At 32.3% G+C, this 26,186-nt stretch carries 22 protein-coding genes; 17 read left to right on the top strand and 5 right to left on the bottom strand.

The genetic code is table 11. From position 1 onward, the window contains the following. The first annotated feature begins 11 nt into the window (after nucleotides 1–11). The 10 genes from FF125_RS07490 (at nucleotide 12) to FF125_RS07445 (ending at nucleotide 12,080) form a co-directional block, all read left to right on the top strand. Nucleotides 12–1,529 carry a RagB/SusD family nutrient uptake outer membrane protein gene (locus tag FF125_RS07490; RefSeq protein ID WP_138949179.1) on the top strand — a complete coding sequence of 506 codons (1,518 nt, stop codon included), beginning with the start codon at nucleotides 12–14 and terminating at the stop codon, nucleotides 1,527–1,529. A gap of 17 nt (nucleotides 1,530–1,546) precedes the next feature. Continuing rightward, the gene (locus FF125_RS07485; protein WP_138949178.1) at nucleotides 1,547–2,431 is read left to right on the top strand and encodes a hypothetical protein; all 885 of its coding nucleotides are present in this window, start codon (nucleotides 1,547–1,549) and stop codon (nucleotides 2,429–2,431) included. Between the two features lie 122 nt (nucleotides 2,432–2,553). Continuing rightward, on the top strand, nucleotides 2,554–4,038 hold the full coding sequence (locus FF125_RS07480; protein ID WP_138949177.1) for a glycoside hydrolase family 30 protein: 1,485 nt from the start codon (nucleotides 2,554–2,556) through the stop codon (nucleotides 4,036–4,038). An 18-nt stretch (nucleotides 4,039–4,056) separates the two neighbouring features. Then, on the top strand, nucleotides 4,057–5,523 hold the full coding sequence (locus tag FF125_RS07475; protein ID WP_138949176.1) for a glycoside hydrolase family 30 protein: 1,467 nt from the start codon (nucleotides 4,057–4,059) through the stop codon (nucleotides 5,521–5,523). A 28-nt stretch (nucleotides 5,524–5,551) separates the two neighbouring features. Then, entirely contained in the window at nucleotides 5,552–7,294 is a 1,743-nt protein-coding gene (locus tag FF125_RS07470) for a cellulase family glycosylhydrolase (RefSeq protein WP_138949175.1), read from the top strand. A gap of 6 nt (nucleotides 7,295–7,300) precedes the next feature. Next, nucleotides 7,301–8,377 (top strand): glycoside hydrolase family 16 protein, encoded by a 1,077-nt coding sequence (locus tag FF125_RS07465; protein ID WP_138949174.1) that lies wholly within the window; start codon nucleotides 7,301–7,303, stop codon nucleotides 8,375–8,377. 124 nt (nucleotides 8,378–8,501) lie between these two features. Then, nucleotides 8,502–9,839: a tRNA (N(6)-L-threonylcarbamoyladenosine(37)-C(2))-methylthiotransferase MtaB gene (mtaB, locus tag FF125_RS07460; RefSeq protein WP_138949173.1), complete on the top strand. Its 1,338-nt coding sequence runs from the start codon at nucleotides 8,502–8,504 to the stop codon at nucleotides 9,837–9,839. Further along, the gene (locus tag FF125_RS07455; protein WP_138949172.1) at nucleotides 9,836–10,492 is read left to right on the top strand and encodes an alpha/beta hydrolase; all 657 of its coding nucleotides are present in this window, start codon (nucleotides 9,836–9,838) and stop codon (nucleotides 10,490–10,492) included. The genes mtaB and FF125_RS07455 overlap by 4 nt, the downstream gene beginning before the upstream one ends. Before the next feature lie 95 nt (nucleotides 10,493–10,587). After that, nucleotides 10,588–11,127: a dTDP-4-dehydrorhamnose 3,5-epimerase gene (rfbC, locus tag FF125_RS07450; protein ID WP_138949171.1), complete on the top strand. Its 540-nt coding sequence runs from the start codon at nucleotides 10,588–10,590 to the stop codon at nucleotides 11,125–11,127. A 14-nt stretch (nucleotides 11,128–11,141) separates the two neighbouring features. After that, nucleotides 11,142–12,080, top strand: coding sequence for a lytic transglycosylase domain-containing protein (locus FF125_RS07445; RefSeq protein ID WP_138949170.1), 939 nt, complete (start codon nucleotides 11,142–11,144; stop codon nucleotides 12,078–12,080). Between the two features lie 45 nt (nucleotides 12,081–12,125). Here the strand turns inward: FF125_RS07445 and FF125_RS07440 are convergent, their stop codons facing one another. Then, nucleotides 12,126–13,073 (bottom strand): NAD(P)H-dependent flavin oxidoreductase, encoded by a 948-nt coding sequence (locus tag FF125_RS07440; RefSeq protein ID WP_138949169.1) that lies wholly within the window; start codon nucleotides 13,071–13,073, stop codon nucleotides 12,126–12,128. Between the two features lie 9 nt (nucleotides 13,074–13,082). Beyond that, complete coding sequence (mnmA, locus tag FF125_RS07435) at nucleotides 13,083–14,270, bottom strand: tRNA 2-thiouridine(34) synthase MnmA (RefSeq protein WP_138949168.1); 1,188 nt, start codon at nucleotides 14,268–14,270, stop codon at nucleotides 13,083–13,085. A 201-nt stretch (nucleotides 14,271–14,471) separates the two neighbouring features. On the opposite strand from mnmA, the gene FF125_RS07430 reads away from it, so the two are divergent. After that, entirely contained in the window at nucleotides 14,472–15,452 is a 981-nt protein-coding gene (locus tag FF125_RS07430; RefSeq protein WP_138949167.1) for a fasciclin domain-containing protein, read from the top strand. 135 nt (nucleotides 15,453–15,587) lie between these two features. Here the strand turns inward: FF125_RS07430 and FF125_RS07425 are convergent, their stop codons facing one another. Further along, the gene (locus FF125_RS07425; protein ID WP_138949166.1) at nucleotides 15,588–16,781 is read right to left on the bottom strand and encodes an IS256 family transposase; all 1,194 of its coding nucleotides are present in this window, start codon (nucleotides 16,779–16,781) and stop codon (nucleotides 15,588–15,590) included. A 122-nt stretch (nucleotides 16,782–16,903) separates the two neighbouring features. Then, nucleotides 16,904–17,623, bottom strand: coding sequence for a toxin-antitoxin system YwqK family antitoxin (locus FF125_RS07420; protein WP_250629704.1), 720 nt, complete (start codon nucleotides 17,621–17,623; stop codon nucleotides 16,904–16,906). A 238-nt stretch (nucleotides 17,624–17,861) separates the two neighbouring features. On the opposite strand from FF125_RS07420, the gene FF125_RS07415 reads away from it, so the two are divergent. The 6 genes from FF125_RS07415 to FF125_RS07390 all read left to right on the top strand — a co-directional run bounded on the left by FF125_RS07415 (nucleotide 17,862) and on the right by FF125_RS07390 (nucleotide 24,966). After that, nucleotides 17,862–18,440 (top strand): hypothetical protein, encoded by a 579-nt coding sequence (locus tag FF125_RS07415; protein ID WP_138949165.1) that lies wholly within the window; start codon nucleotides 17,862–17,864, stop codon nucleotides 18,438–18,440. Between the two features lie 65 nt (nucleotides 18,441–18,505). Further along, entirely contained in the window at nucleotides 18,506–19,849 is a 1,344-nt protein-coding gene (gene purB, locus FF125_RS07410; RefSeq protein ID WP_138949164.1) for an adenylosuccinate lyase, read from the top strand. Then, entirely contained in the window at nucleotides 19,849–20,238 is a 390-nt protein-coding gene (locus FF125_RS07405; RefSeq protein WP_138949163.1) for a hypothetical protein, read from the top strand. Before purB ends, FF125_RS07405 begins: the two co-directional genes overlap by 1 nt. A gap of 35 nt (nucleotides 20,239–20,273) precedes the next feature. Further along, nucleotides 20,274–21,161 (top strand): DUF808 domain-containing protein, encoded by an 888-nt coding sequence (locus tag FF125_RS07400; RefSeq protein ID WP_138949162.1) that lies wholly within the window; start codon nucleotides 20,274–20,276, stop codon nucleotides 21,159–21,161. Between the two features lie 402 nt (nucleotides 21,162–21,563). Then, complete coding sequence (locus FF125_RS07395) at nucleotides 21,564–23,831, top strand: TonB-dependent receptor (RefSeq protein WP_138949161.1); 2,268 nt, start codon at nucleotides 21,564–21,566, stop codon at nucleotides 23,829–23,831. Nucleotides 23,832–24,246: 415 nt separating this feature from the next. Beyond that, a complete protein-coding gene (locus tag FF125_RS07390; protein ID WP_138949160.1) occupies nucleotides 24,247–24,966 on the top strand; it encodes a 3-ketoacyl-ACP reductase in 720 nt (239 codons plus the stop codon). 112 nt (nucleotides 24,967–25,078) lie between these two features. On the opposite strand, the gene FF125_RS07385 is transcribed toward FF125_RS07390, so the two are convergent. Beyond that, entirely contained in the window at nucleotides 25,079–26,185 is a 1,107-nt protein-coding gene (locus FF125_RS07385) for an isochorismate synthase (protein WP_138949159.1), read from the bottom strand. Nucleotide 26,186 lies beyond the last annotated feature (1 nt).

The following is a 26,186-nucleotide window of genomic DNA, read 5'->3' as shown; positions in this document are numbered from 1 at the left end:
AAAATAATATTATGAAACTAAAAAATATAAAAATTATAGTTGGGCTATTGATGATATCACTTTTAGGTATCTCCTGCAACAAGGATTTCATTGAACTAGACCCCAAAGTGGATGTGCCTTTAGAAGAGAATTATTATTCAAATGATGCTGAAGTGTATTCAGGTGTTATAGCAGTTTATGATGTTTTAGGTAAGGAATCAAGTACCTTCGAAAATATGATTACCATGATGAATGCTGGATCTGATGATTATTATGCAGGTGGTGGTGGTCCTACAGACGGAACTGGCATACAGTCTTTTTCTGATTTTTCAATAAGTGAATCTACTATTCCTGGTAGTTTTTGGAACAGTTACTATCAAGGAATTTTTAGAGCTAATATCTTACTTACTCAATTACCAGAAGCACCTATAACCGATGCGAATAGAACTCGTTATACTGCTGAGACTAAAACGTTAAGAGCCTATTTCTATTTCCAATTACTACGTATGTTTAAAAATATACCGTTAATTTTAGATAGAATTCCTACTGGTGATATATACAACGTTCCACAGGTAGCACCAGCAGAAGTTTACGCACAAATTGAACAAGATTTAATAGATGCTAAAGCCGGTTTACCAAATACCTTAACAGATTTAACTACAGAAGCTGGTAGACTTACCAAAGGTTCTGCACAAGCTCTTTTAGGTAAAGTTTATTTATACCAAGGTAAAAACACAGAAGCCGCAGCTGAATTTGCTGAAGTAAATGGAACACCAGGCGGAACCAGTATTTATGGTTATAAATTGGTCGATAATTTTGCAGATTTATGGAGCATTGAAAACAAATTTAATTCTGAGGCTATTATAGAAGTTGCCAGTACCGATAAAGCCAATGTTGGTTGGGGTGAATGGGGTGGTGGACAGAATGATGGGAACACAATAAATACTATGGTGAGCCCACGAAGTATTTCAAGACCCAGTGGCTCTACAGCTCCAGATTATGCATCTGGATGGAGTTTTAACACCGTTACATTAGAGTTATATAATGTAATGAAAGGTGATCCTAGATTTGATGCTACTATTGCTGATTTTGCAGCTTTAAAAGCAGCAGGGCAAATAGATTATATTCCTGGGTATAAAGACACAGGATACTTCCTAAACAAGTTTATGCCTTTAAACTCTGAAGTAACCACCGGTGGCGGTGAACCAATCTTAAACTATAGACAAAATGTTTATGCCATCCGATTAGCTGACACCTATTTAATGGAAGCTGAAGCTTTAGGAGGTTCTGGTGCAAGAGCACAAGCCTTATTAGATGCTGTAAGAGCAAGAGTAGGTTTATCATCAATTCCAGTTTCTTTAGATGCTATCGCAAAAGAACGTAGATTGGAATTAGCTGGTGAAGGTCATCGATTTTTTGACTTAGTAAGAACAGGAAAAGCTGCAACAGCATTAGCTGATAGAGGTTTTACTGCTGGTAAGAATGAAATTTTTCCAATTCCTTTAAAAGAATTAGAAAATACGATAATTGAACAAAATCCAAACTACTAAACTTTAAATAAAATCTTATGAACTTAAAAATAAAAATTAACAAGTACTTATATCTTTTCATAGGTTTAATAGGCTTGGGAACTATTATTGCCTGCCAACCCGATGATTTTGGGAGTGGTAATGGCTTAGGAGATTCTAGTGTTGACGCTTCCTTTAGCATTACACCTGTTGATGGCGAAATAAACAGATATATTTTAGAGTCTCAAACAAGCGGCGTTATTGCCTCAAAATGGGATGTTGGTGATGGTGTTTTTGATGGTAAAATGAATCAAAAAGTTTTTTTTCCAGATATGGGAACTTACACAATTTCACATATTGCAATAGGTAAAGGAGGTCTTACCAACACAACCTCTCAAGAATTGGTGGTGTTACAAAACGATCCTGTTGCCGGAAATATAGTCGAAGGTGGTAAATTTATCGACACCGATGATCATGATAAATGGACCATTCATACAATAAGTGATTCTGGTGCTGAATGGAAATTAAATGAAGGTAGTGCTACTATATTTAGCACCTCAGCTTGGGCTCAACAAGGTATTTACCAGGCTATTGAGGTTGAAAAGGATAAGAGGTATTCAATCGATATGTTAGTTTCAGCTGAAGGTGGCTTTATAAATACGTGGTTCGAAGTCTATGCTGGTACTACCGAACCAGTTCCCGGAGTAGAATATAAAGATAATAAAATCATGGGCTTAAGTACATGGGATGGTTGTGCTACTTCCGCTTTTTCAGGGAAGTTATCTAGTGTGGGCTGTGTAAAGAATTCCAATTCAGATGCAATAGATAACACCGTTTCATTTAATGAGTCTGGTACCATTTATTTGTACATAAGATCTGGTGGTGAAGTATTCGATGCCGCAGGTATTACAATCAGAAATTTTGAAATGCGAGGCAGCGAATAAAATTAAAACAAATATTTATTTGAGTTAGTAAAGATTATAGCCCGTAGTTCTAAAGATTGCGGGCTATTTTCGATTTTTAGCAATTCCAATTTTTGCCTTTTTAATTAAATTATTAAAAAAAAATGAAACTAAAGCACTTCTATTTTGCCAGTTTATGTTTAGCATTACTTTCATGTAATGAAAACACTAATACTAAAAATAACATCCCTGAGAAAAATTCTTCCTCAAACCAATTTACTACCAAAGATAAAACCATTGAGGTATATACAACGGCGAACAATACCAATTTACGTCTCACCGAAACGGACAAACTAACCTTTCAACCTGCTGAACAGCCCAAAGAAACAGAAATTTCTGTATTCGTAAATCCAGATAAAACATTTCAAACTTTTATAGGTATAGGTGGTGCAATAACTGATGCCAGTGCTGAAGTGTTTGCCAAACTAAGTGCAGACAAACAGAAGGAATTTTTAAACGCTTACTATAGTAAAGATAATGGAATAGGTTATTCCTTATTAAGAACAAGTATTCACAGTTCTGATTTTGGCTCTGCTAGTCATACTTACATCAAAGAAGGTGATTCTGCATTAACATCCTTTTCCATTGAACATGATATGAAATATCGTATTCCAATGATGAAAAGAGCAATTGAAACAGCAGGTGGCAAATTATTGACATATGCTTCTCCATGGAGCCCTCCTGCGTTTATGAAAAGTAATAAGAGCATGTTAAAAGGAGGCACGTTACTTCCAAAATATTATCAAAGTTGGGCCACTTATTATACGAAATTTATAAAAGCATATGAAAAAGAAGGAATGCCAATTTGGGGTATTACCATTCAAAATGAACCCATGGCAACCCAAACATGGGAATCATGTATCTATTCAGCAGAAGCAGAACGTGATTTTTTAAAGAATTATTTAGGTCCTACTATGGAAACGGAAGGTTTAGGTGATAAAAACATCGTAATATGGGATCATAACAGAGATTTAATAACCAATAGAGCCAACGTAATTCTTTCTGACCCAGAAGCATCTAAATATGTTTGGGGAACAGGTTTTCATTGGTATGAAACATGGACCGGTGGCGACCCAATGTTTGATAACTTAAAAGCTGTTAACGAAGCTTTTCCAGATAAAAATCTATTGTTTACGGAAGGGTGTAACGAAAAATTTGATGCAGAAAAATATCAATATTGGCCTAATGCTGAACGTTATGGAAATTCTATGATTAACGATTTTAATAGTGGCACTGTAGGCTGGACTGACTGGAATATCTTATTAGATCAGAATGGTGGACCTAATCACGTAGCTAATTTTTGCTTCGCTCCTATTCACGCAGATACAACTTCCGGTGAACTCATTTACACACCTTCTTACTATTATATTGGACATTTTTCAAAATTTATCCTTCCTGAAGCCAAAAGAGTAAGCACAGCAGTAAGTAGAAGTGTATTAATCAGTACATCTTTTCTAAATGATGATGGAAAAATGGTCACCGTTGTAATGAATAAAAGTGATAAAACAATTAGCTACAACCTATTTGTTGGACAAGAAAAAACAATGGTTGAAATTCCACCTCATGCTATGCAAACATTACTTTACTAATTAAAAAAGTCTTTGAAAATGAAACAAATCATCTTAAAACCTATTAAAACAATATTTAAGAATCTATCATTTCTACTTTTAGTAGGCTTGCTTGTCAACTGTAGTTCTTCTAACGATAAAGAACCTATTGACGAACCAGAAGAACCGATAGTAACAAGCGATATTGATTTTTGGTTAACAAAAGGAGATCGTAGCGTACTTTTGAGTCAACAAGAAACGGTTTTAAGTTTTGGAACGAAAGCAAATAATTATCCTCAAATTGAAATAAACGAAGGACAAAAATTTCAATCAGTGGATGGATTTGGATTTACTTTAACCGGTGGTAGTGCAATGGTAATTAATCAATTATCAACTGAAAAGAAAGCCGAATTATTACAAGAATTATTTGGCCATGGTGATAGCGATATCTCTATTAATTATATCAGATTAAGTATTGGTGCTTCAGATTTAGACCCGGCCCCTTATAGCTATAATGATTTGGAAAGCGGTAAAACAGATTTAAACTTAGATAACTTTAGTTTAGATGCTGATAAAAGTGGTGTAATTTCCTTATTAAAAGAAATATTAAAAATCAGCCCAAACATCAAAATTATGGCAACTCCTTGGTCGCCTCCAGTTTGGATGAAAGATAATGACAGTTTTAAAGGTGGTAGTTTACAAACCAAGTACTATGAAGTATATGCCAATTATTTTGTGAAATATATCCAAGATATGAAAGCAGAGGGTATTATTATTGATGCCATAACACCTCAAAATGAACCATTACATCCTGGAAATGTTCCTAGCCTATTAATGACTGCACAGGAACAAATCAATTTTATAAAAAATAATTTGGGACCTGCTTTTAAGGCTGCAAATATTACAACTAAAATAGTTGCCTATGATCATAATTGTGACCAACCAGAATATCCAATAACTGTTCTTAACGACGTCGATGCTAAACCTTTTATCGATGGTGCTGCATTTCATTTATATGCTGGTGATATAAATGCGTTAACAACATTTCACAATGCCCATTCTGATAAAAATGTGTATTTCACAGAACAATACACTGCATCAACTGGAGAATTTAATGGAGATTTAAAATGGCATTTAAAAAATGTAATTATTGGTTCTATGAGAAATTGGAGTAAAACAGCATTAGAGTGGAACCTTGCTAATAATACTTCTTACGAACCTCACACTGATGGTGGTTGTACTACCTGTAAAGGAGCAGTAACCATTAGTTCTGGCGGAAATATAACTAGGAATGTTGGTTATTATATTGTTGCACATGCTTCTAAATTTGTTCCATTAGGCTCTACTAGAATTGGAAGTAATATTACGGGAGATTTAAATAACGTTGCTTTTAAAACTCTTGAGGGTAAAATAGTATTAATTGTAGAAAATGATGGTGTTACCAACCAAGTATTTACGATAAAGTATAAAGACAAATGGGTTATTGCAGCTCTAGATGCTGGTTCCGTTGGTACTTTTGTTTGGTAATATTCAAAAATAAAATCTTATTTACAAAATGAAAAACTTAGTCTTAATTTTGTTTTTAGTAATGTTCCATCTTGCGACATCTCAAAGCTTTCTGCATCGAGATGGACAACATATTGTTGATAAAGATGGAAACAACATATTGCTTAGAGGTTTAGGTCTTGGGGGATGGATGGTACAAGAAGGTTATATGCTGCAAACTGGAGCATTTGCCGGCCCACAACATATTATCAAAGAAAAAATTATTGATCTCATTGGTATTGAAAAAACAAAGACTTTTTACGATTCCTATTTAACAAATGGTATTACTAAAAGAGATATAGATTCACTTGCAGCTTGGGGGTTTAACTCCATAAGGTTACCTATGCATTATAACTTATACACACCTGCTATCGAAGATGAAACAACTGATGAAATTACGTGGATAGAGAAAGGTTTTAAAATGACTGATGATGTACTCGAATGGTGTAAAGAAAATAAAATCTATCTAATTTTAGATTTACATGCTGCTCCTGGAGGTCAAGGTAAAGATGCTAATATTTCCGATTACGACCCTTCAAAACCTTCACTTTGGGAAAGTGAAGCCAATCAGAAAAAAATGATTGCATTATGGCGAAAATTAGCAAATCGCTATAAGGATGAATCGTGGGTTGCAGGTTACGACATTATAAATGAGCCTAATTGGGGTTTTACAGGCCAAAATAAAAATGGCTGTGACGAAACATCAAATGCTCCTTTAAGAAAATTAATGGTTGCTACTACCAAAGCAATCAGAGAAGTTGATAACAATCATATAATTTTTATCGAAGGCAATTGTTGGGGAAATAATTACGAAGGTATTTTACCCGTTTGGGATGAAAACATGGTATTAAGCTTTCACAAATATTGGAATTATAACACGCCAGGCTCTATTCAACAAATGTTAGATTACCGAACCCAATACAACATTCCTATTTGGCTAGGTGAAAGTGGAGAAAATTCTAATGTTTGGTTTAAAGATGCCATAAACTTGGTGGAAAAAAATAATATTGGTTGGGCATTTTGGCCAATGAAAAAAGTAGATAATATAGCTGGTGTGACTTCTGTCACAAAGAATGCTGATTTTGAAATTATAAAAGATTATTGGAAAAATGGTGGTGAAAAACCTTCTGAGGCGTTTGCTTTTAATGCTTTAATGCAACTGGCCGAAAATTACAACATCGAAAATGTTACAATTAAAACCGATGTAATTGACGCCTTGTTCAGACAAGTAAAGACAAATACTACGATTCCTTTTAAAAAACATACTGCTCCTGGAATTGTATATGCTACGGAATATGATTTGGGAACAAACGGTTATGCATATCAAGACGAAGATTTTATTAATTATAAAACAAATACAGGAATTCAAGGCCCATGGAATAAAGGAAAAAAAATGCGGAATGATGGTGTTGACATTCAACTTTGTAAAGATGATAATTCAAATGGATATGAGGTTTTTGACATTCAAGATGGAGAATGGTTACAATATACTGTTAATGCTTTAGAGGAAGGTTCTTATAACATATTAGTACGATATTCAAGTGCTGTTGAGAAGGCTATGATTCATTTAGAAAACGAAAAAAAGCACATCTCAAAACCATTACTACTTAAGAAAACAACTGACAAAAGTGCAATTTATAATATCGTAACTTTTAAGGATGTAAAATTGGTTAAAGGAGAAAATAAACTTAAAGTAGTTTTTGACAAAGGTGGCTTTGTTTTAAACTATTTAGAATTTAAAATAAAAAAATAAAATTCCATGTATAAAATAAAATCATTATTGTTCGTATTCTTATCAATAGCAATAGTATCATGTAGCAGTGACAGCAATAATGATGAGCCTGCAACTACAAAACCATCTAACCTTTCAATTATCGGAAAAATAGTTGGAGTAGACAACGAAAATCCAAATGGAGATGGCAGCGGAATAGTAAACTTTACTATTAATGCTACAAATGCCACTTCTTATAAAGTATTGATAAATAATGAAACCTTAGATTTAACTCAAAACACATTTAGCTATACCTTTACTAAAAAAGGAACGAATGACCATACTATTATAGTTTCTGCTTACAACGCTAGTGGATTTACGAGTACAACATCCACCTTAAAAGTCTATGTAAATGATGTATTAGCCTTAGTATGGCAAGATGAGTTTGAACAAGATGGTGCTCCAAATACTTCTAATTGGGGCTATAATACTGGTAATGGTGATAATGGCTGGGGTAATAACGAATCTGAATACTATACAGATCGCTTGGATAATGCAAAAGTTGAAAACGGACTTTTAAAAATTACAGCTAAGAAAGAATCGTATGAAAGTTTTCAATATACCTCAGCACGACTATTGACTGCTGGTAAGTTTGAATTTACGTATGGAAGGATTGATGTAAAAGCTAAATTACCTGCCGGTGGCGGTCTCTGGCCTGCCATATGGACACTAGGAGCCAATATAAATACAGTGGGCTGGCCTACTTGTGGTGAAATTGATATTATGGAATATGTAGGAAATAATCCGGGACATATTTCGAGTGCATTACATACTGCCTCTAGCTCAGGAGCAACAGTTAATTATAAAGCAAATACGATAACGAATGAAACTACTGAGTTTCATATCTACTCAATGGTTTGGACAGAAGAAAGTATTACTTTTTTATTGGATGACGTTGAATATTACACCTATAATCCAAGCACAAAAAACAATCAGACATGGCCATTTTCAGAAAAACAATTTATTATTTTGAATGTTGCTGTAGGTGGTAATTTAGGAGGTACTATTGATCCCGATTTTGTTACATCAACCATGGAAATTGATTATGTACGTGTATACCAATAAACGTAACTCGTTTAAATATGCATGAGATAAAATGATTGCAATAAAAACCAAGCTGAGTTTTCTATCATTAAAAGAAACTCACTATTAAACTTTTTGTACTTTTGCATTTTTTCAAAGTAATGGTATGCGTATACAACAAAAGGTCGCTTTTTATACACTCGGATGTAAATTAAATTTTTCTGAAACCTCAACAATTGCTAGAGGTTTTCAAGATAAGGGCTTTACGCGGGTAGACTTTAATGAAAAAGCAGATATCTATGTGATTAATACCTGTTCAGTGACTGATAACGCTGATAAACGATTTAAAACTATCGTAAAATCAGCTCTAAAACAGAATGACCAGGCTTTTCTAATTGCAATTGGATGTTATGCCCAATTAAAACCTGAGGAACTAGCAAAAGTGGATGGGGTTGATTTGGTTTTGGGTGCTACTGAAAAATTCAATGTTACTGATTATATAAATGATCTGTCAAAAAATGACAAAGGAGAAGTTCATTCATGCGAAATTTCAGATGCTAATTTCTATGAAGGCTCCTACTCTATTGGTGATAGAACACGTGCCTTTTTAAAAGTTCAAGATGGTTGCGACTATAAATGTACCTATTGTACTATTCCTTTAGCTCGAGGTATTTCTAGAAGTGATACCTTAGAAAATGTTTTGCAAAATGCAAAGGAAATTTCTGAACGCGGTATTAAAGAAATTGTATTGACAGGTGTTAACATCGGCGATTATGGTAAAGGTGAATTTGGTAACAAAAAACATGAACATACTTTTTTCGAACTAGTGCAAGCCTTAGAAAATGTTGATGGTATACATCGTTTACGTATTTCTTCTATTGAGCCTAATTTGCTAAAAGACAAAACAATTGACTTTGTAGCAAATTCAAAAACTTTTGTACCTCACTTTCATATCCCCTTGCAAAGTGGTAGCGATGATTTATTGAAAAGAATGAAACGTCGTTATTTAAGTAATACGTATACAAATAGAGTTCTACAAATAAAAGAAACGATGCCCAACGCCTGTATTGGAGTTGATGTTATTGTAGGTTTCCCTGGAGAAACTGATGCCCATTTTTTAGAAACATATAATTATTTAAATGAACTAGACATATCCTATCTACATGTTTTTACGTACTCTGAACGTCCAAATACGGAAGCTGTTTTAATGGATCAAGTTGTTCCAAAAAATGTACGTCATAAACGTAGCAAAATGCTGAGAGGTTTATCCGTTAAAAAACGCAGAGCCTTTTACGAAAGTCAATTAGGAAATGATTTAACAGTATTGTTTGAAAACGAAAACAAAGAAGGTTACATTCATGGTTTTACTGAAAATTACGTTAAAGTAAAAACACCATGGAATCCTGAATTAGTAAACACCCTCCATCCTATTAAATTAAGAGAAATTGATGAAGATGGAATTGTTAAATTTGAGTTTGTAAAACAACCTGATTTTGTAGCATGATAGAAAAAAAGCACCTCTATTTCGTGCCAGGTTTAGCGGCTAGTCCAGAGATATTTGAATACATAAAACTACCTATTGAACAGTATGAAATTCATCATTTGGATTGGTTAATACCTGATACGAAAGAAGAAAGCATTCAACATTATGCAAAAAGAATGTGTGATCGAATTACACATAAAAACCCTATTTTACTGGGTGTATCTTTTGGTGGTGTTGTTGTTCAAGAAATGAGTAAACTTATCACAACAGATAAAGTTATTATTATTTCAAGTGTAAAATGTAAAGATGAAATTCCTAAACGTTTAAAATTAGCTAAAATTACAAAAGCATACAAACTCTTTCCTGTAAAGGCGGTAACCAATATTGAAAGCCTAGCAAAGTATGCCTTTGGGGATACTATAAAAAAACGGGCAGAACTCTATAAAAAATACCTTTCCATGCGAGATGATAATTATCTTCCTTGGGCAATTCATAACGTATTAAACTGGTCTCAGGAAATACCATTACCCAATATAATTCATATTCATGGTAATAATGATAGTGTTTTTCCCATTAAACATGTCAAAGGTTGTAAAGTTATAAAAGGAGGTACGCATTCAATGATAATAAATAAGGCAAGACCAATTTCTAAGATATTGCTAGAAGTTATTTAGTATCTTTAACGCAACATTATTCCCTACTTGGAATAAAAAACAACACTCTATTTAAAAAAGAATAAACCTTAAATTTTAGAAGTCGAACTATACTTATGAAGATTGAAAAAACATTTATCAAAGATTTATTAATTATTATACCCAATGTTTTTACAGATGACAGAGGTTACTTTTCAGAAAGTTACAACAAAAGAAATCTGGAAAATTTAGTTAATGATGAATTTGTACAAGACAATGAATCTCTATCGCATAAAGGTGTTCTGAGAGGTTTACATTTTCAAGCTCCACCATTTGCACAATCTAAACTCGTTCGTGTAATTACAGGAAGTGTTTTAGATGTTGTTGTTGACTTAAGAAAAGGTTCGCAAACCTATGGACAGCATTTTAAGCAAGTGTTATCAAGTAAAAATAAGACGCAACTCTATGTACCTAAAGGATTTGCTCATGGTTTTTCAGTACTCGAAGACAATACCATATTTAGTTATAAATGTTCAGATTACTATAATAAAGCCTCTGAAAAAGCAATTTTATGGAACGACAGCACGTTAAATATAGATTGGCAAATTAAAATGCCAATTATTTCTGAAAAGGATAAAATTGCAGAAAATTTCGCTAATTTTGTATCACCCTTTTAACAATCCCCAATATTATGAATAAGCCTCTTCGCATACTAGTTATATTAAGTGTTATTATTTTAAGTGGTGTTTTAATTAATGCCGCACAGCAAGACAGTGTAACTGAATATGATATTACAGATACTACTGAAGTTACTGTCGAAAACGATAAAATAACAAGCGATTCTTATAATATCAAAGCTATAAAAATTCCAGATAATTTAGAGTTTGCTGGTGAAAGAGTTCCTTTGGAGAAAGATTACATTAAAGAAGATGTAGATAGAGAGTTTTTAGTGAATACCTATTGGCAATCTAATGGTCTATTGTGGATTAAACGTGCAAATAAATACTTTCCAATCATAGAACCCATTTTAAAAGAAAAAGGTTTACCTGACGATTTTAAATATATAGCGGTTATTGAAAGTAATTTAATGAACGTAACCTCACCTGCTGGTGCAAAAGGCTTTTGGCAACAATTAAGCGGTGCGGCAAGAGAGAATGGCTTGGAAGTAAACAGTAATGTTGACGAGCGTTATCATTTAGAAAAAACGACTCGTGCAGCTTGTGATTACTTAATAGACGCTAAAAAAACATTTGGCACTTGGGCTTTAGCTGCTGCTACGTATCATTCCGGTAAAGGAAACATCAATAAATACTTAAGAGAACAAATGGTTGATAGTTATTATGATTTACTATCAGGCCCTAATACAGAACGTTATTTACCTAGAATTTTAGCAGCGAAGTATATCTTAAGCAACCCTAAAAAATATGGCTTTCAATTTGATGAGTCTGATTTATATACATATCCGGAACACACGACGATCAAAGTAGATACAGCTATAGCGAATTTAGCACAATTTGCAAAAGAACATAATACAACTTACAGGGAATTGAAAATTTTAAACCCATGGTTACGTGAAAATAAATTGAATAATAAATCACGTAAGGTTTATTATATAGATATACCTAAGTAATCTTTAATAGATTTGATATTGCTCTCTGTTATATAGGTTATTCCTTTAATAGAATGCCATTTCTTTTCTTGCACTATCAAAGTCTGACATAATTTCACTTACAATTTCAGAAGCTGGTTTTATGGTATGGATTAATCCTGCTATTTGCCCTATTTCTAATTCACCCTCTTCTAAATCACCTTCAAACATACCTTTTTTGGCTCTTGCCCTACCTAGTAAATCTTTTAGTTCATCGATTGTAGGGTTCTTTTTATACAAATCTTGAACATCATTAAAAAACTTATTCTTTAACAAACGAACGGGAGCTAGTTCTTTTAACGTCAATTGCGTATCTCCTTCCTTGGCCTCTACAACTTTTTGTTTAAAATTAATATGCGAAGATGCTTCTTCACTAGCAACAAACCTACTCCCAATTTGAACAGCATCTGCCCCCAACACCATAGCGGCTAACATTCCTCTTCCAGTTGCTATTCCTCCAGCAGCAATAAGTGGAATCTTTATTTTTTCTTTTACCATGGGGATTAGCGTAAATGTAGTAGTCTCATCACGACCATTATGGCCTCCTGCTTCAAAACCTTCAGCTACAATTGCATCAACTCCAGCTTCTTGAGCCTTTAAAGCAAATTTCAAAGAACTGACAACATGCACTACAGTAATACCATTTTCTTTTAGAAAAGAAGTATACGTCTTTGGATTACCCGCAGATGTAAAAACTATTTTGACTTCTTCGTCAATTATAATTTGAAGTAGTTCTTTTATGTTTGGATATAACATGGGCACATTTATACCAAAGGGCTTATCTGTAGCTTTTTTACACTTCTGAATGTGCTCCTTTAATACATCTGGATACATAGATCCTGCTCCTATCAATCCGAGTCCGCCAGCATTACTCACCGCAGAAACTAATCGCCAACCACTAGCCCATACCATTCCCGCTTGAATTAGCGGATACTTTATATCAAATAATTTTGTGATTTTATTATTTTCTAACATTGCTTTAATTTAAGAAATTACTCCAGACCCTAACAACTCATCATCTTGATACCAGGCCACAAATTGACCTTCTGTGATAGCTGATTGTTGATTTTCGAATTCCACATATAGTCCACCACTTATCTTATATATCGTTGCATTTTCCAACGCTTGCCTATATCTTATTCTAGCCTTTACTTGTAATTGTTCACCATCCTTTAATGCTAAATCCTCACGAACCCAATGAATTTCATTATTATTTACAAAAAGAACATTTCTATAGAGTCCTTTATGGTTTTTCCCTTCACCAGTATAAATAATATTTTCATCTACATCAGTTTCTATAACAAATAGTGGTTCTACCGTTCCACCAACAGCTAAGCCTTTTCGTTGACCTTTAGTAAAATAATGAGCCCCTTGATGTTTACCAACTACTTTTCCATCATTTAAATGATATTCATATTTTGTAGCTTTATAGGCCAATTCCTCTTCTTTAGATTCAAACTCAGTTTTAGATCTATTAAAAACTTGGGCATCATTTGGTATTTGCACAATAACACCTTCTTTAGGTTGTAATTTTTGCTGTAAAAATTCTGGTAAACGTACTTTACCAATAAAACATAACCCTTGTGAATCTTTCTTTTCTGCTGTAATTAAATCTAAATCAGTAGCAATTTGTCTAACTTCAGGTTTCGTTAGTTCTCCAATAGGAAAAAGTGTTGTAGCCAATTGTTCTTGAGATAATTGACATAGAAAATAAGATTGATCTTTATTAACATCCTTACCGGCCAACAATTGATATGTTTCTTGATCATTAGTCTTAATAATCCCTTTACGACAATAATGACCCGTTGCTACAAAATCAGCACCCAATTCTAATGCTATTTTTAAAAAAACATCAAATTTTATTTCTCTATTACATAGTACATCAGGGTTTGGCGTTCTTCCTATTTCATATTCACGAAACATATAATCAACTATACGTTCCTTGTATTCTTCACTCAAATCTACAACCTGAAAAGGTATTCCTAATTTTTCAGCAACTAGCATAGCATCATTACTATCTTCTAACCATGGACATTCATTAGATATGGTAACCGAATCATCATGCCAATTTTTCATAAATAAGCCAATAACTTCATACCCCTGTTCTTTCAATAAATAAGCGGCAACACTAGAATCTACACCTCCTGAAAGTCCTACTACGACTCTTTTCATTTTTAAATCAATTTAAATGCAAAGATAAGCATAGCGAAGGATATAAAAAACACCTCATTCATTAAGATGTATTGCAGAAATACAAATTCAATTTTTACTAAAAAAATGTTAAAACTCACGTTTTGTTTAACTTTTTTTCAAAATGATTAAACAATATTGAAATTTATTTATATATTTGTCGAAACTTTAAACATAAAAACGATGAAAAAACTATCAAAATTATTACCAGCATTTCTAGCCATATTCCTTGTATTCTCATTTGTATCTTGTGATGACGATGATGATCCTAAACAACCAGAAATTAAAACCATAACTGATTTTGTTCAAGCAAATGAAGCCAATTACGGACTTTTACTTGAAGCATTGACCAAAGCAGATGGAGGATTGGCAACAGTACTTGACGGACCGGGACCTTTTACTGTTTTTGCTCCTAACGACGTTGCATTTACAGCCTTTCTTTCTTCTAACGGTTTTGCAAATATAGATGCCGTACCATCCGATGTCTTAACTCAAATTCTTTTAAATCATGTTGTTAGCGGAGCTGTTAAATCAACAGGTTTATCAACTGGATATATTGAGACCTTATCTACGTTATCTCCTGGTTCAGGAAATCTAAACATGCATGTAAATACTGAAGGCGGAGTTACCTTAAATGGTATATCGAAGGTAACTGCAGCAGATAACATTTTAGAAAATGGTGTGGTGCATTTGGTTGACAAGGTAATCGGGTTACCTACAATTGTAACTTTTGCCACTGCAGATCCTAATTTTTCAACGTTGGTAGCTGCTTTAACAAGAGCAGATCAACCTGATTTTGTAGCTACATTGTCCACGGCAAATGGAACAGACCCTGCACCTTTTACAGTTTTTGCACCAACCAATGATGCTTTCGGTAGTTTATTAGATGAATTAGGAGCTTCTGGACTTGAAGATATAGATGAAGAAACATTGACAGCCACTTTACAACATCATGTGGTAGCAGGTGCTAATGTTTTATCTTCTGCTTTAACAGATAATATGATAGTTGGAACACTTGGTGGAAATATAACAGCAAATGTTACTGGAGGTGCTACATTAACAGATGCTAATGATAGAGTAAGCAATATAGTAGCTGTGGATGTTCAAGCTGCAAATGGAGTAATACACGTAATAGATAAAGTGATATTACCTCCATTAAATTAAAATATAGTTTGGTTGGTTAGTTAGTTAGTTAGTTAGTTAGTTAAAAGGCCTTAATACAATTGTATTAAGGGAGTTTATCCAAAATTTTGTGTTTTTGAAAAATAATTTCAAAATTCATAGGTTAACTTTTTTGATTTATAACCTGTTTGGAAAACAAATATACAATTGATTGTAGATTTGTCCCCATTTAAAACGTGTTTTCTTCCATTTTGCACTGATGCTTTGTGCCGCTAAATAGATGGATTTCAAGGCTGCATCATCATTAGGGAACACTTTTTTGTTACGCGTATATTTTCTAAGACTTGCATTAAAACTTTCAATGATATTAGTTGTGTAAATAAGTTTTCTTATTTCTTTAGGATAATTTAAAAAAGCGGTCAAGTTATCCCAATTATTCTCCCAAGACTGTACGGCAGATACGTATTTATGTTCCCAATTTTGTTTAAATATTTGGAGAGCTTCTAAAGCGAACTGTTCATTATCTGCTTGGTAAATGCCTTTAATATCCGTCATTATTGCTTTTCTGTCTTTGTAACTCACGTATTTTAGTGAGTTTCTAATTTGATGTACAATACAGATCTGTCTTATGCTATCCGGGAAAATAGCTTCTACCGCTTTGTCAAGTCCTGGTAGGTTATCCGAGCATAAAAAGAAAATATCTTTCACTCCACGAGAGCGCAGATCATCTAAAATAGACATCCAAGCAGATGCTTTTTCGGTTTCAACAATATGCATGCTCAAAATATCCTGTTGCCCTTCGGTATTAACACCTAAAACTATCATACAAGCTTTAGAGATAACCTTGCCTTCCTGTCTTATTTTATAGTGAATGGCATCTATCCAAATTATAGGATAAACGTCTTCTAAAGGCCTATTCTGCCAGAGCTTGATGTCCTCTAATAATTGATTGGTAATAATCGATACCTGTGATGTTGAATAATTAACACCATAGGTACGGTGGATAAAGTCGATTATATCCAAATTGCTCATACCCTTAGCGTAAAGCAATTGGATACAGTCTTCTAATTCTTGACTGATCGACTGATGTTTTGGAACTATAACTGGATCAAAACTAGCCTCTCTATCTCTTGGGATTTGGATACGTTGTTCTCCATTTTGCGTTTTTATGGTCTTCTGTGAAAAACCATTACGCTGGTTGTTTGCAATTATGGAATCACCTTTTTGGTAACCTAAATGAGCCGTCATTTCTGCTCTTAAAAGTGATTCAATACCGCGTTTAAGTAATTGTTCTTTGACTTGATCAAAGTCTTCTTTGTTAGTGATTTTACCAAGTAAGGCTTCCAACTGTTTTTCTAATTCTGTGTTCATAAGATAAAAATTTAAAGGTAAATTTTTTGCCTATGAATTTCAAAATCATTTTTCAACTAAATAATCGCTAAAACACAAAATATTGCACAGTCCCTATTAAGGCCTTTTTCTATATTGAACGTTTAATTTTTTTCTTGTTTTTTTGGACGCTCTTTCTTTTTGTTAGGTTGCTCAGTACTAATTAACTCTCCATCTGCATAATTTTCCCAAGTTCCTACTTTCTTATCATCTTTAAATTCTCCTTTTGTTGTAAGTTCACCTGTTTTTCTATTATAGTAAACCGCTTTTCCATTTAACAAACCATTCTTATAATTAAAGTGTTGATATAAATGCCCCTTTATAGAATACTTTCTGTAAACACTATCTAATTTACCGTCTTTAAAATACCCAACTTCTGTAGGTTTACCTGTATTATAAAAAGTTTTATAGTCTCCTTCTAACTTACCATCTACATAATTTTCTTCTGACATAATTGTTTTACCATCTTCATGAAAATATTGCCACTTCCCTACTCTTTTTTTACCATCCATTTTACCACTACTTAGCAATAATCCTTCATCACTATAAAAGCTAACATCAGCAATACCGTCATTATTTTCGAATTTCTTTATTACATTGGGATAATCAGACTGAGCAGCTGAGTAATATTTAAAGGTACCTACTTCCTTGCCATGTTCAAAAGTTCCTCTATAACGAATTCTACTATTACTGTAATATTTTTTCCAAACTCCATGTCTATTACCATTTTCATCTAATTGATTACTATCATCTTGTGAGAACGACAACTGAGAGCCCAAAATAGCGACTATCATAAATATATAGGGTAGTTTAATTTTTTTCATAAACATTGTTCTTTTCTAATTAGTTAAACAAATAATGTTCCAACTTTGATTTTTATAACAATTTAACGCAACATTCAATGATAAATTATAGAGATAATGAAGAATATTAATAACTGGTATACAAAAAAAAAGTTAATATTTATAATATTTTCCTTTTTTTTCTGTTAAAATACATCCAAAATGTGGAGATTAAAACAGTTTTTAATTCTTAATGTAGTATATGAACGCAGTTAAAAATATGAACAAATATTCTTTAATAAAAGAACTAAACATAATACCAAATACAAATAGAGAAAGTCTTAAGAAACTATCAAAAATTATTCTTACAGATCAGTCTTTATTTGAATCATTGGTAGAGATATCATTTGATTATGATAATGATATTTCATTAAAAGCTATAGCCACATTAGAGATTGTTGTTGAGCAACGTCTTGATTGGATAGCCTATAATTTATCCTATTTTACAAAGAACATCTCCAAGTTAAGTGATGAGAATGCTATTAAATCAGTATCTAAAATATGTAGTTTAATAGCACAAGAATATACTTCTAAATTCGATTCGCCAATTAAGTTGATATTAACACATGAACAATTATCTGAAATAATTGAAACATGTTTTGATTGGATGTTAAAAGATTATAAATCAAATACCAAAACCAATGCAATGGACACATTATTCTACATTGGTAAAAAAATTGGATGGATTCATTATGAAATGAAATTGATAATTAATAAAAACATTGCGAATGAAAGTGCCAATTATGCGTCAAAAGCTAAAAAAGTATTGGATTTAATTGAAAAAACAACCGTTGCTTAGAAAAGCTCTTAATTACTTTTCTGTTCATTAGTTTTCATTTATTTTTACAGTCTAATTTAGACTAAATGATCCTTAACGAATTAAGTGCCGTTTCACCAATTGATGGTAGATACAGAAATAAAATATCAAATTTAGCTCCTTTTTTTTCGGAAGAAGCTTTAATAAAATATCGTGTTAAAGTAGAAATTGAATATTTTATTGCCTTAACTGAAATACCACTTCCACAATTAAGTGATTACGATAAAAATACAAATACTGCACTTCGTGCTATTTATATAGATTTTTCAACAAAAGATGCCCAAAGTATCAAGGATATTGAAAAAGTCACTAACCATGATGTAAAGGCTGTTGAATATTTTATAAAAGAAAAATTTGACATTTTAAATTTAAAGAAGTTCAAAGAGTTTATCCATTTCGGACTTACATCGCAAGACATAAACAATACTGCAATTCCACTTTCTATTCATGATGCTTTTGATGTCGTTTACTATCCTGATTTAGCAACATTAATTGAAAAATTAAGAACCTTATCTAATGACTGGGCAGAAATCCCCATGTTAGCACGTACACATGGCCAACCAGCATCACCAACTAGACTAGGTAAAGAGTTTATGGTTTTTGTAGAACGTATTGAACAACAAGTAAAGCAATTGCAGAATATACCGTATGCCGCTAAATTTGGTGGAGCAACAGGTAATTTTAATGCTCATAAAGTTGCTTATCCTACTATAGATTGGAAAAAATTTGGTACTAATTTCGTAGAAAACATCTTAGGACTACATCATTCTTTTCCTACCACTCAAATTGAACATTACGATCACATTGCTGGTATTTTTGATGCCTTAAAGCGAATAAACACAATAGTAATAGATTTAGATAGGGATATATGGACTTATATTTCTATGAATTATTTTAAACAAAAAATAAAAGCTGGCGAAGTGGGCTCTTCTGCAATGCCACATAAGGTAAATCCAATAGATTTTGAAAATTCGGAAGGTAATTTAGGAATGGCTAATGCTATTTTTGAGCACTTGTCTGCAAAACTTCCAATTTCTAGATTGCAACGTGATTTAACCGACTCAACAGTACTAAGAAATGTGGGCGTTCCTTTTGCTCATACATTAATTGGTTTTTCTTCTACCTTAAAAGGACTTAGCAAGTTATTGTTAAATAAAGAAAAATTTGAAGAAGATTTAGAAAACAATTGGGCTGTTGTTGCGGAGGCCATTCAAACCATTTTACGTAGAGAAAGTTATCCAAATCCATATGAAGCCTTAAAAGGATTGACGAGAACTAATGCTGTGATTAATCAAAAATCAATGGCTGACTTTATTGATAGCTTAGAAGTTAATGATAGCATAAAAACAGAGCTAAAAGCAATTACTCCGTCTAATTACACTGGAATTTAATGCGATACTTAATTGTTATATTAACTTTTATCCTCATTTATTCTTGTGCTAAACAAGGAGATGTAAATCAATTTAAAATTGGCACATTTAAAACCCATTTAGATGATTCAGATGCTACATCTGTTGCTTTTAGAAATGAAAATATTCAAATTGAAACTTATGACAATGTAAAGGATACTTTTGCTATTAAATGGAATTCAAACTTTGAGTATGAGTTGACAAAACTCAAGCCAAAAACGCAATTAGATAGTACACCATTTATTGTAAAAATAACAGGAATTAAAGACAATTCCTATTCTTTTACTGCTCATTATAAAGGTTCTAATTTTAAACAAAAAGGAACGGCAATTAAAGTTCTAGACAATAGTTTGGAAGGACAAAACGAATAATAATTAACAATTATTAAATTACAATTTAGAAAATTATGGCTACAGGATTTTTTGCCTTACTTGATGATATTGCAGCATTGATGGATGACGTTGCCGTTATGGGCAAAATTGCAACAAAAAAAACAGCTGGAATATTAGGTGATGATTTAGCCGTTAATGCTGAAAAAGCATCAGGCTTTATATCTTCAAGAGAAATTCCTGTATTGTGGGCTATTACAAAAGGTTCTTTTTTGAATAAACTAATTATTTTACCTATTGCATTTTTATTAAGTGCTTTTTTACCTTGGGCGGTAACACTTATATTAATTTTAGGTGGTGTTTATTTAGCCTATGAAGGTGCCGAAAAAATATATGAACTTATTGTACCTCACCATCATGAAACTGTTATTGTTGAAGAAACAGAGCTCACAAAAGAAGAAGTATTAGCACTTGAAAAGACAAAAATAAGATCAGCCATTATTACAGATTTTATTTTATCTATTGAAATTGTAATTATTGCACTAGGTACTGTACTCGACAAACCCCTTCTCACGCAAATAATGGTAGTTTCGGTGGTAGCTATTATTGCAACAATTGGTGTTTATGGCATTGTAGCCCTAATCGTTAGAATGGATGATTTAGGCGTCAGGTTTATTAAACTTAGTAAAGACAAGAAAAACATATCCTATTATATTGGTACATTTTTAATAAAAGCGTTACCGATGGTGATTAGAGCGTTAGGTATTATTGGAACAATCGCTTTATTATTAGTAGCAGGTGGTATTTTTGTTCATTATATTGACTTTTTTCATCATGTTTCAGAGGACTTATTATCATCTGTACCATCAATTCTGAAAGAGTTTATTTTTGGGCTAGTCATTGGCTTTGTTGCATTATTTGTTTTAAATAGTTTTAAATTTATCTGGAAAAAAATAAAGAAGTAAAAAACTATTTAAGATTTTAGTATCTTTGCAACTTGAGAAAAAAGTATTCACATAAAATTCTATCTACACTTGTAGCCATAGTTGTTCTTTTGCCCTTTGCATTTCAAACACTACATGCTTTAGAAGGTCATGAACATTATTTTTGTAATGCTAAATTAGAAAAACACTTCCATAAAAAGCAAATTGATTGTCATTTTTACCATTTAAAAATCACTTACAATTCATTTGATTTTAGTAGTAGCTTTACGTTAATCAAACCCCATATTTATTTTCAACTTTTTGATTCGTATACTCAAACTTACTTTTATTCATTTGAGAGTACAAAATCTTCAAGAGCACCCCCTTCTATTATTGCTTAATTAGTTTTTTATCAACGCATTAACAATAATAAAATTTACAAAAATGAAAATTTATTTATCTATACTTATGGTATGGTGTGGCCTTGTATTACATGCTCAACACACGCTTTCAGGAAAAATTATTGACACCAATAACCAGCCTCTTATTGAAGCCGATGTTTATGCTCCAGAGTTGCATAAAGGCACAATAACAGATATGGACGGTAATTATATCTTAAAAAATTTACCAAAAGGCTCTTTAACAATTGTTATCGGTTATGTCGGGTTTAATTCAAAATCCGTAACAGTAGAAATTACTGAAGAAAGTACGGTATTAGATGTAACTCTAGAAGAATCTGTCTTTAATATGGACGAAGTCATATTATCTACTCCATTTAATAAATTACAAAGCGAAAATGTAATGAAGGTAGAACACAAAACAGTTCAACAATTACAACGCTCGGGAGCAGTAAGTCTTATTGAGGGTATTTCTAATGTTGCTGGGGTTTCTCAAATTTCAACAGGTATGGGTATTGGAAAACCTGTAATTAGAGGTTTAAGCGGCAATAGAGTATTGGTTTATTCGCAAGGGGTACGCTTAGAAAATCAACAGTTTGGAGATGAACACGGGCTGGGATTAAATGATAATGGCGTTGAAAGTGTAGAAATTATTAAAGGTCCGGCTTCCCTTTTATACGGATCTGATGCTTTAGGGGGGGTCTTGTATTTTAATCCTGAAAAGTATGCTAATGCGAATATTACTACTGCCACCATTAGTCAAAAATATTTTACCAATACTATGGGAAGTAATACTTCATTTAATTTTAAATCTTCTTCTGAAACTATAAAATTTATAGCGTCTATGGGCTATAATTCTCATCACGATTATAAAATACCAGACGGAACGCATGTTACCAATTCTCGATTTAATGAGTTTGACGTAAAATCTGCTTTAGGTTTCGAGTTGAAAAATTTCAGTTCTGACAATCGTTTTAATTTAACCTCATCAAACATCGGTATCGCTGAAGGAATTGGTGTGCAAAACTCTCATATTATTCCTCAAAATCCGTATCAAAGAATTGACAATTATATTATTAGTTCTCATAATCACATCTATTTTAATGATTCTAATTTAGATATTCATTTAGGTTATACCGCTAATAATAGAAGAGAATTTGAAGATGAGCATGAACATGAAGAAGAACACGAGGAAGAAGAGCATGAAGAAGAGCATGAAGAACATTTAGAACCTTCATTACAAATGAAGCTAAAAACGTTTACTTATGATGTGCAATATCATTTACCCACAATAGGTCAGTTCGAGAGTATTTTAGGTGTCCAAGGTTTAACACAAAGCAATACTAATTTGGGAGAAGAGTTATTAATACCCGATGCCAACATGAATGATTTGGGTGTATTTGCTATGGTAAATACAAAATGGGATACCCATTTTTTACAAGGAGGTATTCGCTTTGACACAAGAAATATTAATACAGAAAAGCATATTGTAGAACACGAGGGAGATGAACATATATTTGATGCCATTGATAATTCATACAACAGTTTCACTGCTTCTTTAGGTTACAAAACTACATTATTTGATAAGGTAGAGACGCGATTAAATTTAGCTACAGGTTTTCGTGCTCCTAATTTAGCAGAGTTGACTTCAAATGGTGTACATCATGGTACAAATAGATATGAAATAGGAAATTCTGATTTAAATAACGAACAAAATTATCAAATAGATTTAGCATTTGAATATAAAAACGAACACATTGAATTTTTTGCCAATGGTTTCTTAAATGTGATTAAGAATTATATATTTTTAACTCCTACAGGAACAACTATTGACGATATTGATGCCTATACATACATACAAGATGACTCGAAGTTGTATGGTAGTGAATTTGGATTCCACTTACACCCTCACCCTTTAGATTGGTTGCATTTAGAAAGTAGTTTTGAAATGGTAATTGGAAAACAAGACAATGGAGATTACTTACCACTAATACCGGCAAATCAATTTAATAACACCTTACGTGGTGAGTTTGATATTAAAAACTGGATTTCTAATGGGTATGCATCCATAAAATTGGAAAGTGTATTAAACCAAAACAACGTGGGACTGTTTGAAACAAAATCTGATGGTTACCAATTATTACATTTAGGTCTTGGTGGAGATGTAAAAATTAACAACACTAAGTTTAACCTCAGCTTTACACTTAACAACGCCTTAGATACAGAGTATATTTCGCATTTATCACGTTTAAAAAGTGAAGGCATTTATAATATTGGAAGAACTGCAATGTTAGGTCTAAAATTTAATATTTAGTCTGAAAAACTATCGTAATTTTATTATTTTCAATTCTTAATAAAATTACGATAGCTTTATAAATACATTAACTATAACAACAATCAGTCTTTTATTTAAGAATTATAAAGCCACATGAATTATCATAAAACTTAAAGATAAAGGTTCATTACTCATTTCGATGAAGTAATTGTTTTGATTAGGTAATTTGTATGAATTAACATCAAGGTCTTAAGCTAAATTTTAGAATTTATATAATTCGTTTTCAACTTCATTTTATATCTTCGTGGTCGTTCTATTCGCTTTAATATAAAAGTTAAAATTAAAACATTAGTTAAAAAAAAATAATGAAAAAATTATGTCTTTTTAACGTATTACGACTATTGGATAAAACGGTTATAAACAATTATTATAAATACTTATTCTATAAACTCATATGAAAGATTTAAAAAATAAAAAAGCAATAATTACCGGCGGCGGAAGGGGACTTGGTAAAGCTACAGCTATTGCATTTGCGAAAGAAGGAATAGATGTTGCTATAACTGGAAGAAATGAAGCTATTTTAAAAGAAACAGTTTCTGAATTAGAAGCTTATGGTATTAAAGCAATTTATTCCGTATTTGATGTAAGCAACTACGAAGATGTCAAACATAGTATTAAAAGTATTATAAAAACCTTAGGTTCAGTTGATATTTTGGTAAATAATGCAGGAATTGCAGCATTCGGGACTTTTAATGAAATGGAAGTTAACCAATGGAGTCAAATTATTCAAACTAATGTGATGGGGATGTATTATGTGACGAAAGAAATTTTACCTCATTTAATAGCAAAAAATGAAGGTGATATTATTAATGTTTCGTCTACAGCTGGATTAAATGGAAATGCCAGTACCTCAGCTTATTCTGCATCAAAATTCGCAGTAATTGGAATGTCAGAATCCTTAATGAAAGAAGTTCGTAAAAATAATATTAGAGTTTGTACATTAACTCCAAGTACTATAGCATCTGATATGTCAATTGAACTCGGTATTGCAACCAAAGATTCTCAAGATAGTGTTTTACAACCTGAAGATTTTGCAGAATTAATAGTGGCAGGATTAAAACTACCAAGAAGAGCTATGCTTAAAAGTGCAGCCTTATGGTCTACAAATCCTTAATTCAATTAAAAGTACACTAATTTTACAATCCGTACACTTTGAAAGCAACCTTAAAAGATAAAAATTCTTAGAACCAAATACAAATAGTGACCGAGCTAAATATAAAGTGAAATTATAATACTTTTAACATTACTTTACTTTTAGCTACGGTTTCTTCCCATTCATTTTCAGGGTTACTATCATTTGTAATACCGCCACCAATATAAATATCAATAGTATTTTTTATAAGTTGCATACATCTTAAATTAACATATAGATTTGAAGTTCCTGCTAAGTTTAATTCTCCTAAAAACCCAGTATAATATTCACGGTTATAATTTTCATTTTGTAAAATAAAATCTTTCGCTTCTTGCTTAGGTACTCCACACACAGCGGGTGTTGGATGTAATAAATTAATTATATTTTTTAACGTTAGTTCTGGTGATAATTCTCCTGAGATATCAGTTCGAAGGTGCAGTAAATTTCCAGCTTTTGTAGTATAAGGCTTAGATACCCTAAAATCATTTAGTACTCGTCCCTGCTCGAACTGTTCTAATATAAAGTCTGTGACATGTTTTTGTTCTTTTATCTCTTTCTCTTTCCATACTACATCTTTGTAGTCTGAATCTTGATCTGAAGAATATTTTTTATTATCAAAAACCTGTGTTCCAGCCAATGCCATTGTAGCAAAGGTAGTTTTACTAACCTTTAACAAAGTTTCAGGTGTTGCTCCTAGCCACAACCCCACTTTAGGATGAAACCAACAATACACTAATGCATTATTATAACTTACAAGTAGTTTTTTAAAGGTTTCAACTAGATTAAATTCCGGAGTAGGAATAGTCTGTTTTCTAGAGAGCACCACTTTTTTATACTTGTTATTTTCTAAAAATTTAATCCCCTTTTCAACCAATGCTACATGCCCCGCTTTTGAACTTTCTAAATTAGACACCACAGACAAATCATTTTGCTTATTTATAAAATGAGCATCGGTGAATTTAGAAGCGTATAGTTCAGATTCTGATAATGGAAATAAAATAGAAGGTAAAGCATTGTCAAAAGGTGCAAAAACGAAACCTGAATCTAAATAGTCTTTGGTATTATAAAGGTCATTATTTTTTTGAAAAAAACCTTTAACAACATCACTCTCAGGCTGCCTATATACAACAAAAGGTTTTTTAGTTTCAAAAGCTTGTTGAACCTTTGCGAAAAGTTCATTTATAGATTTATTTTCAAACATT

The organism is Aureibaculum algae (assembly GCF_006065315.1).
Classification (GTDB): Bacteria; Bacteroidota; Bacteroidia; order Flavobacteriales; family Flavobacteriaceae; genus Aureibaculum; species Aureibaculum algae.
The sequence above is the reverse complement of the archived record's forward strand: the minus strand, read 5'-3'. Positions and strand labels throughout refer to the sequence as shown.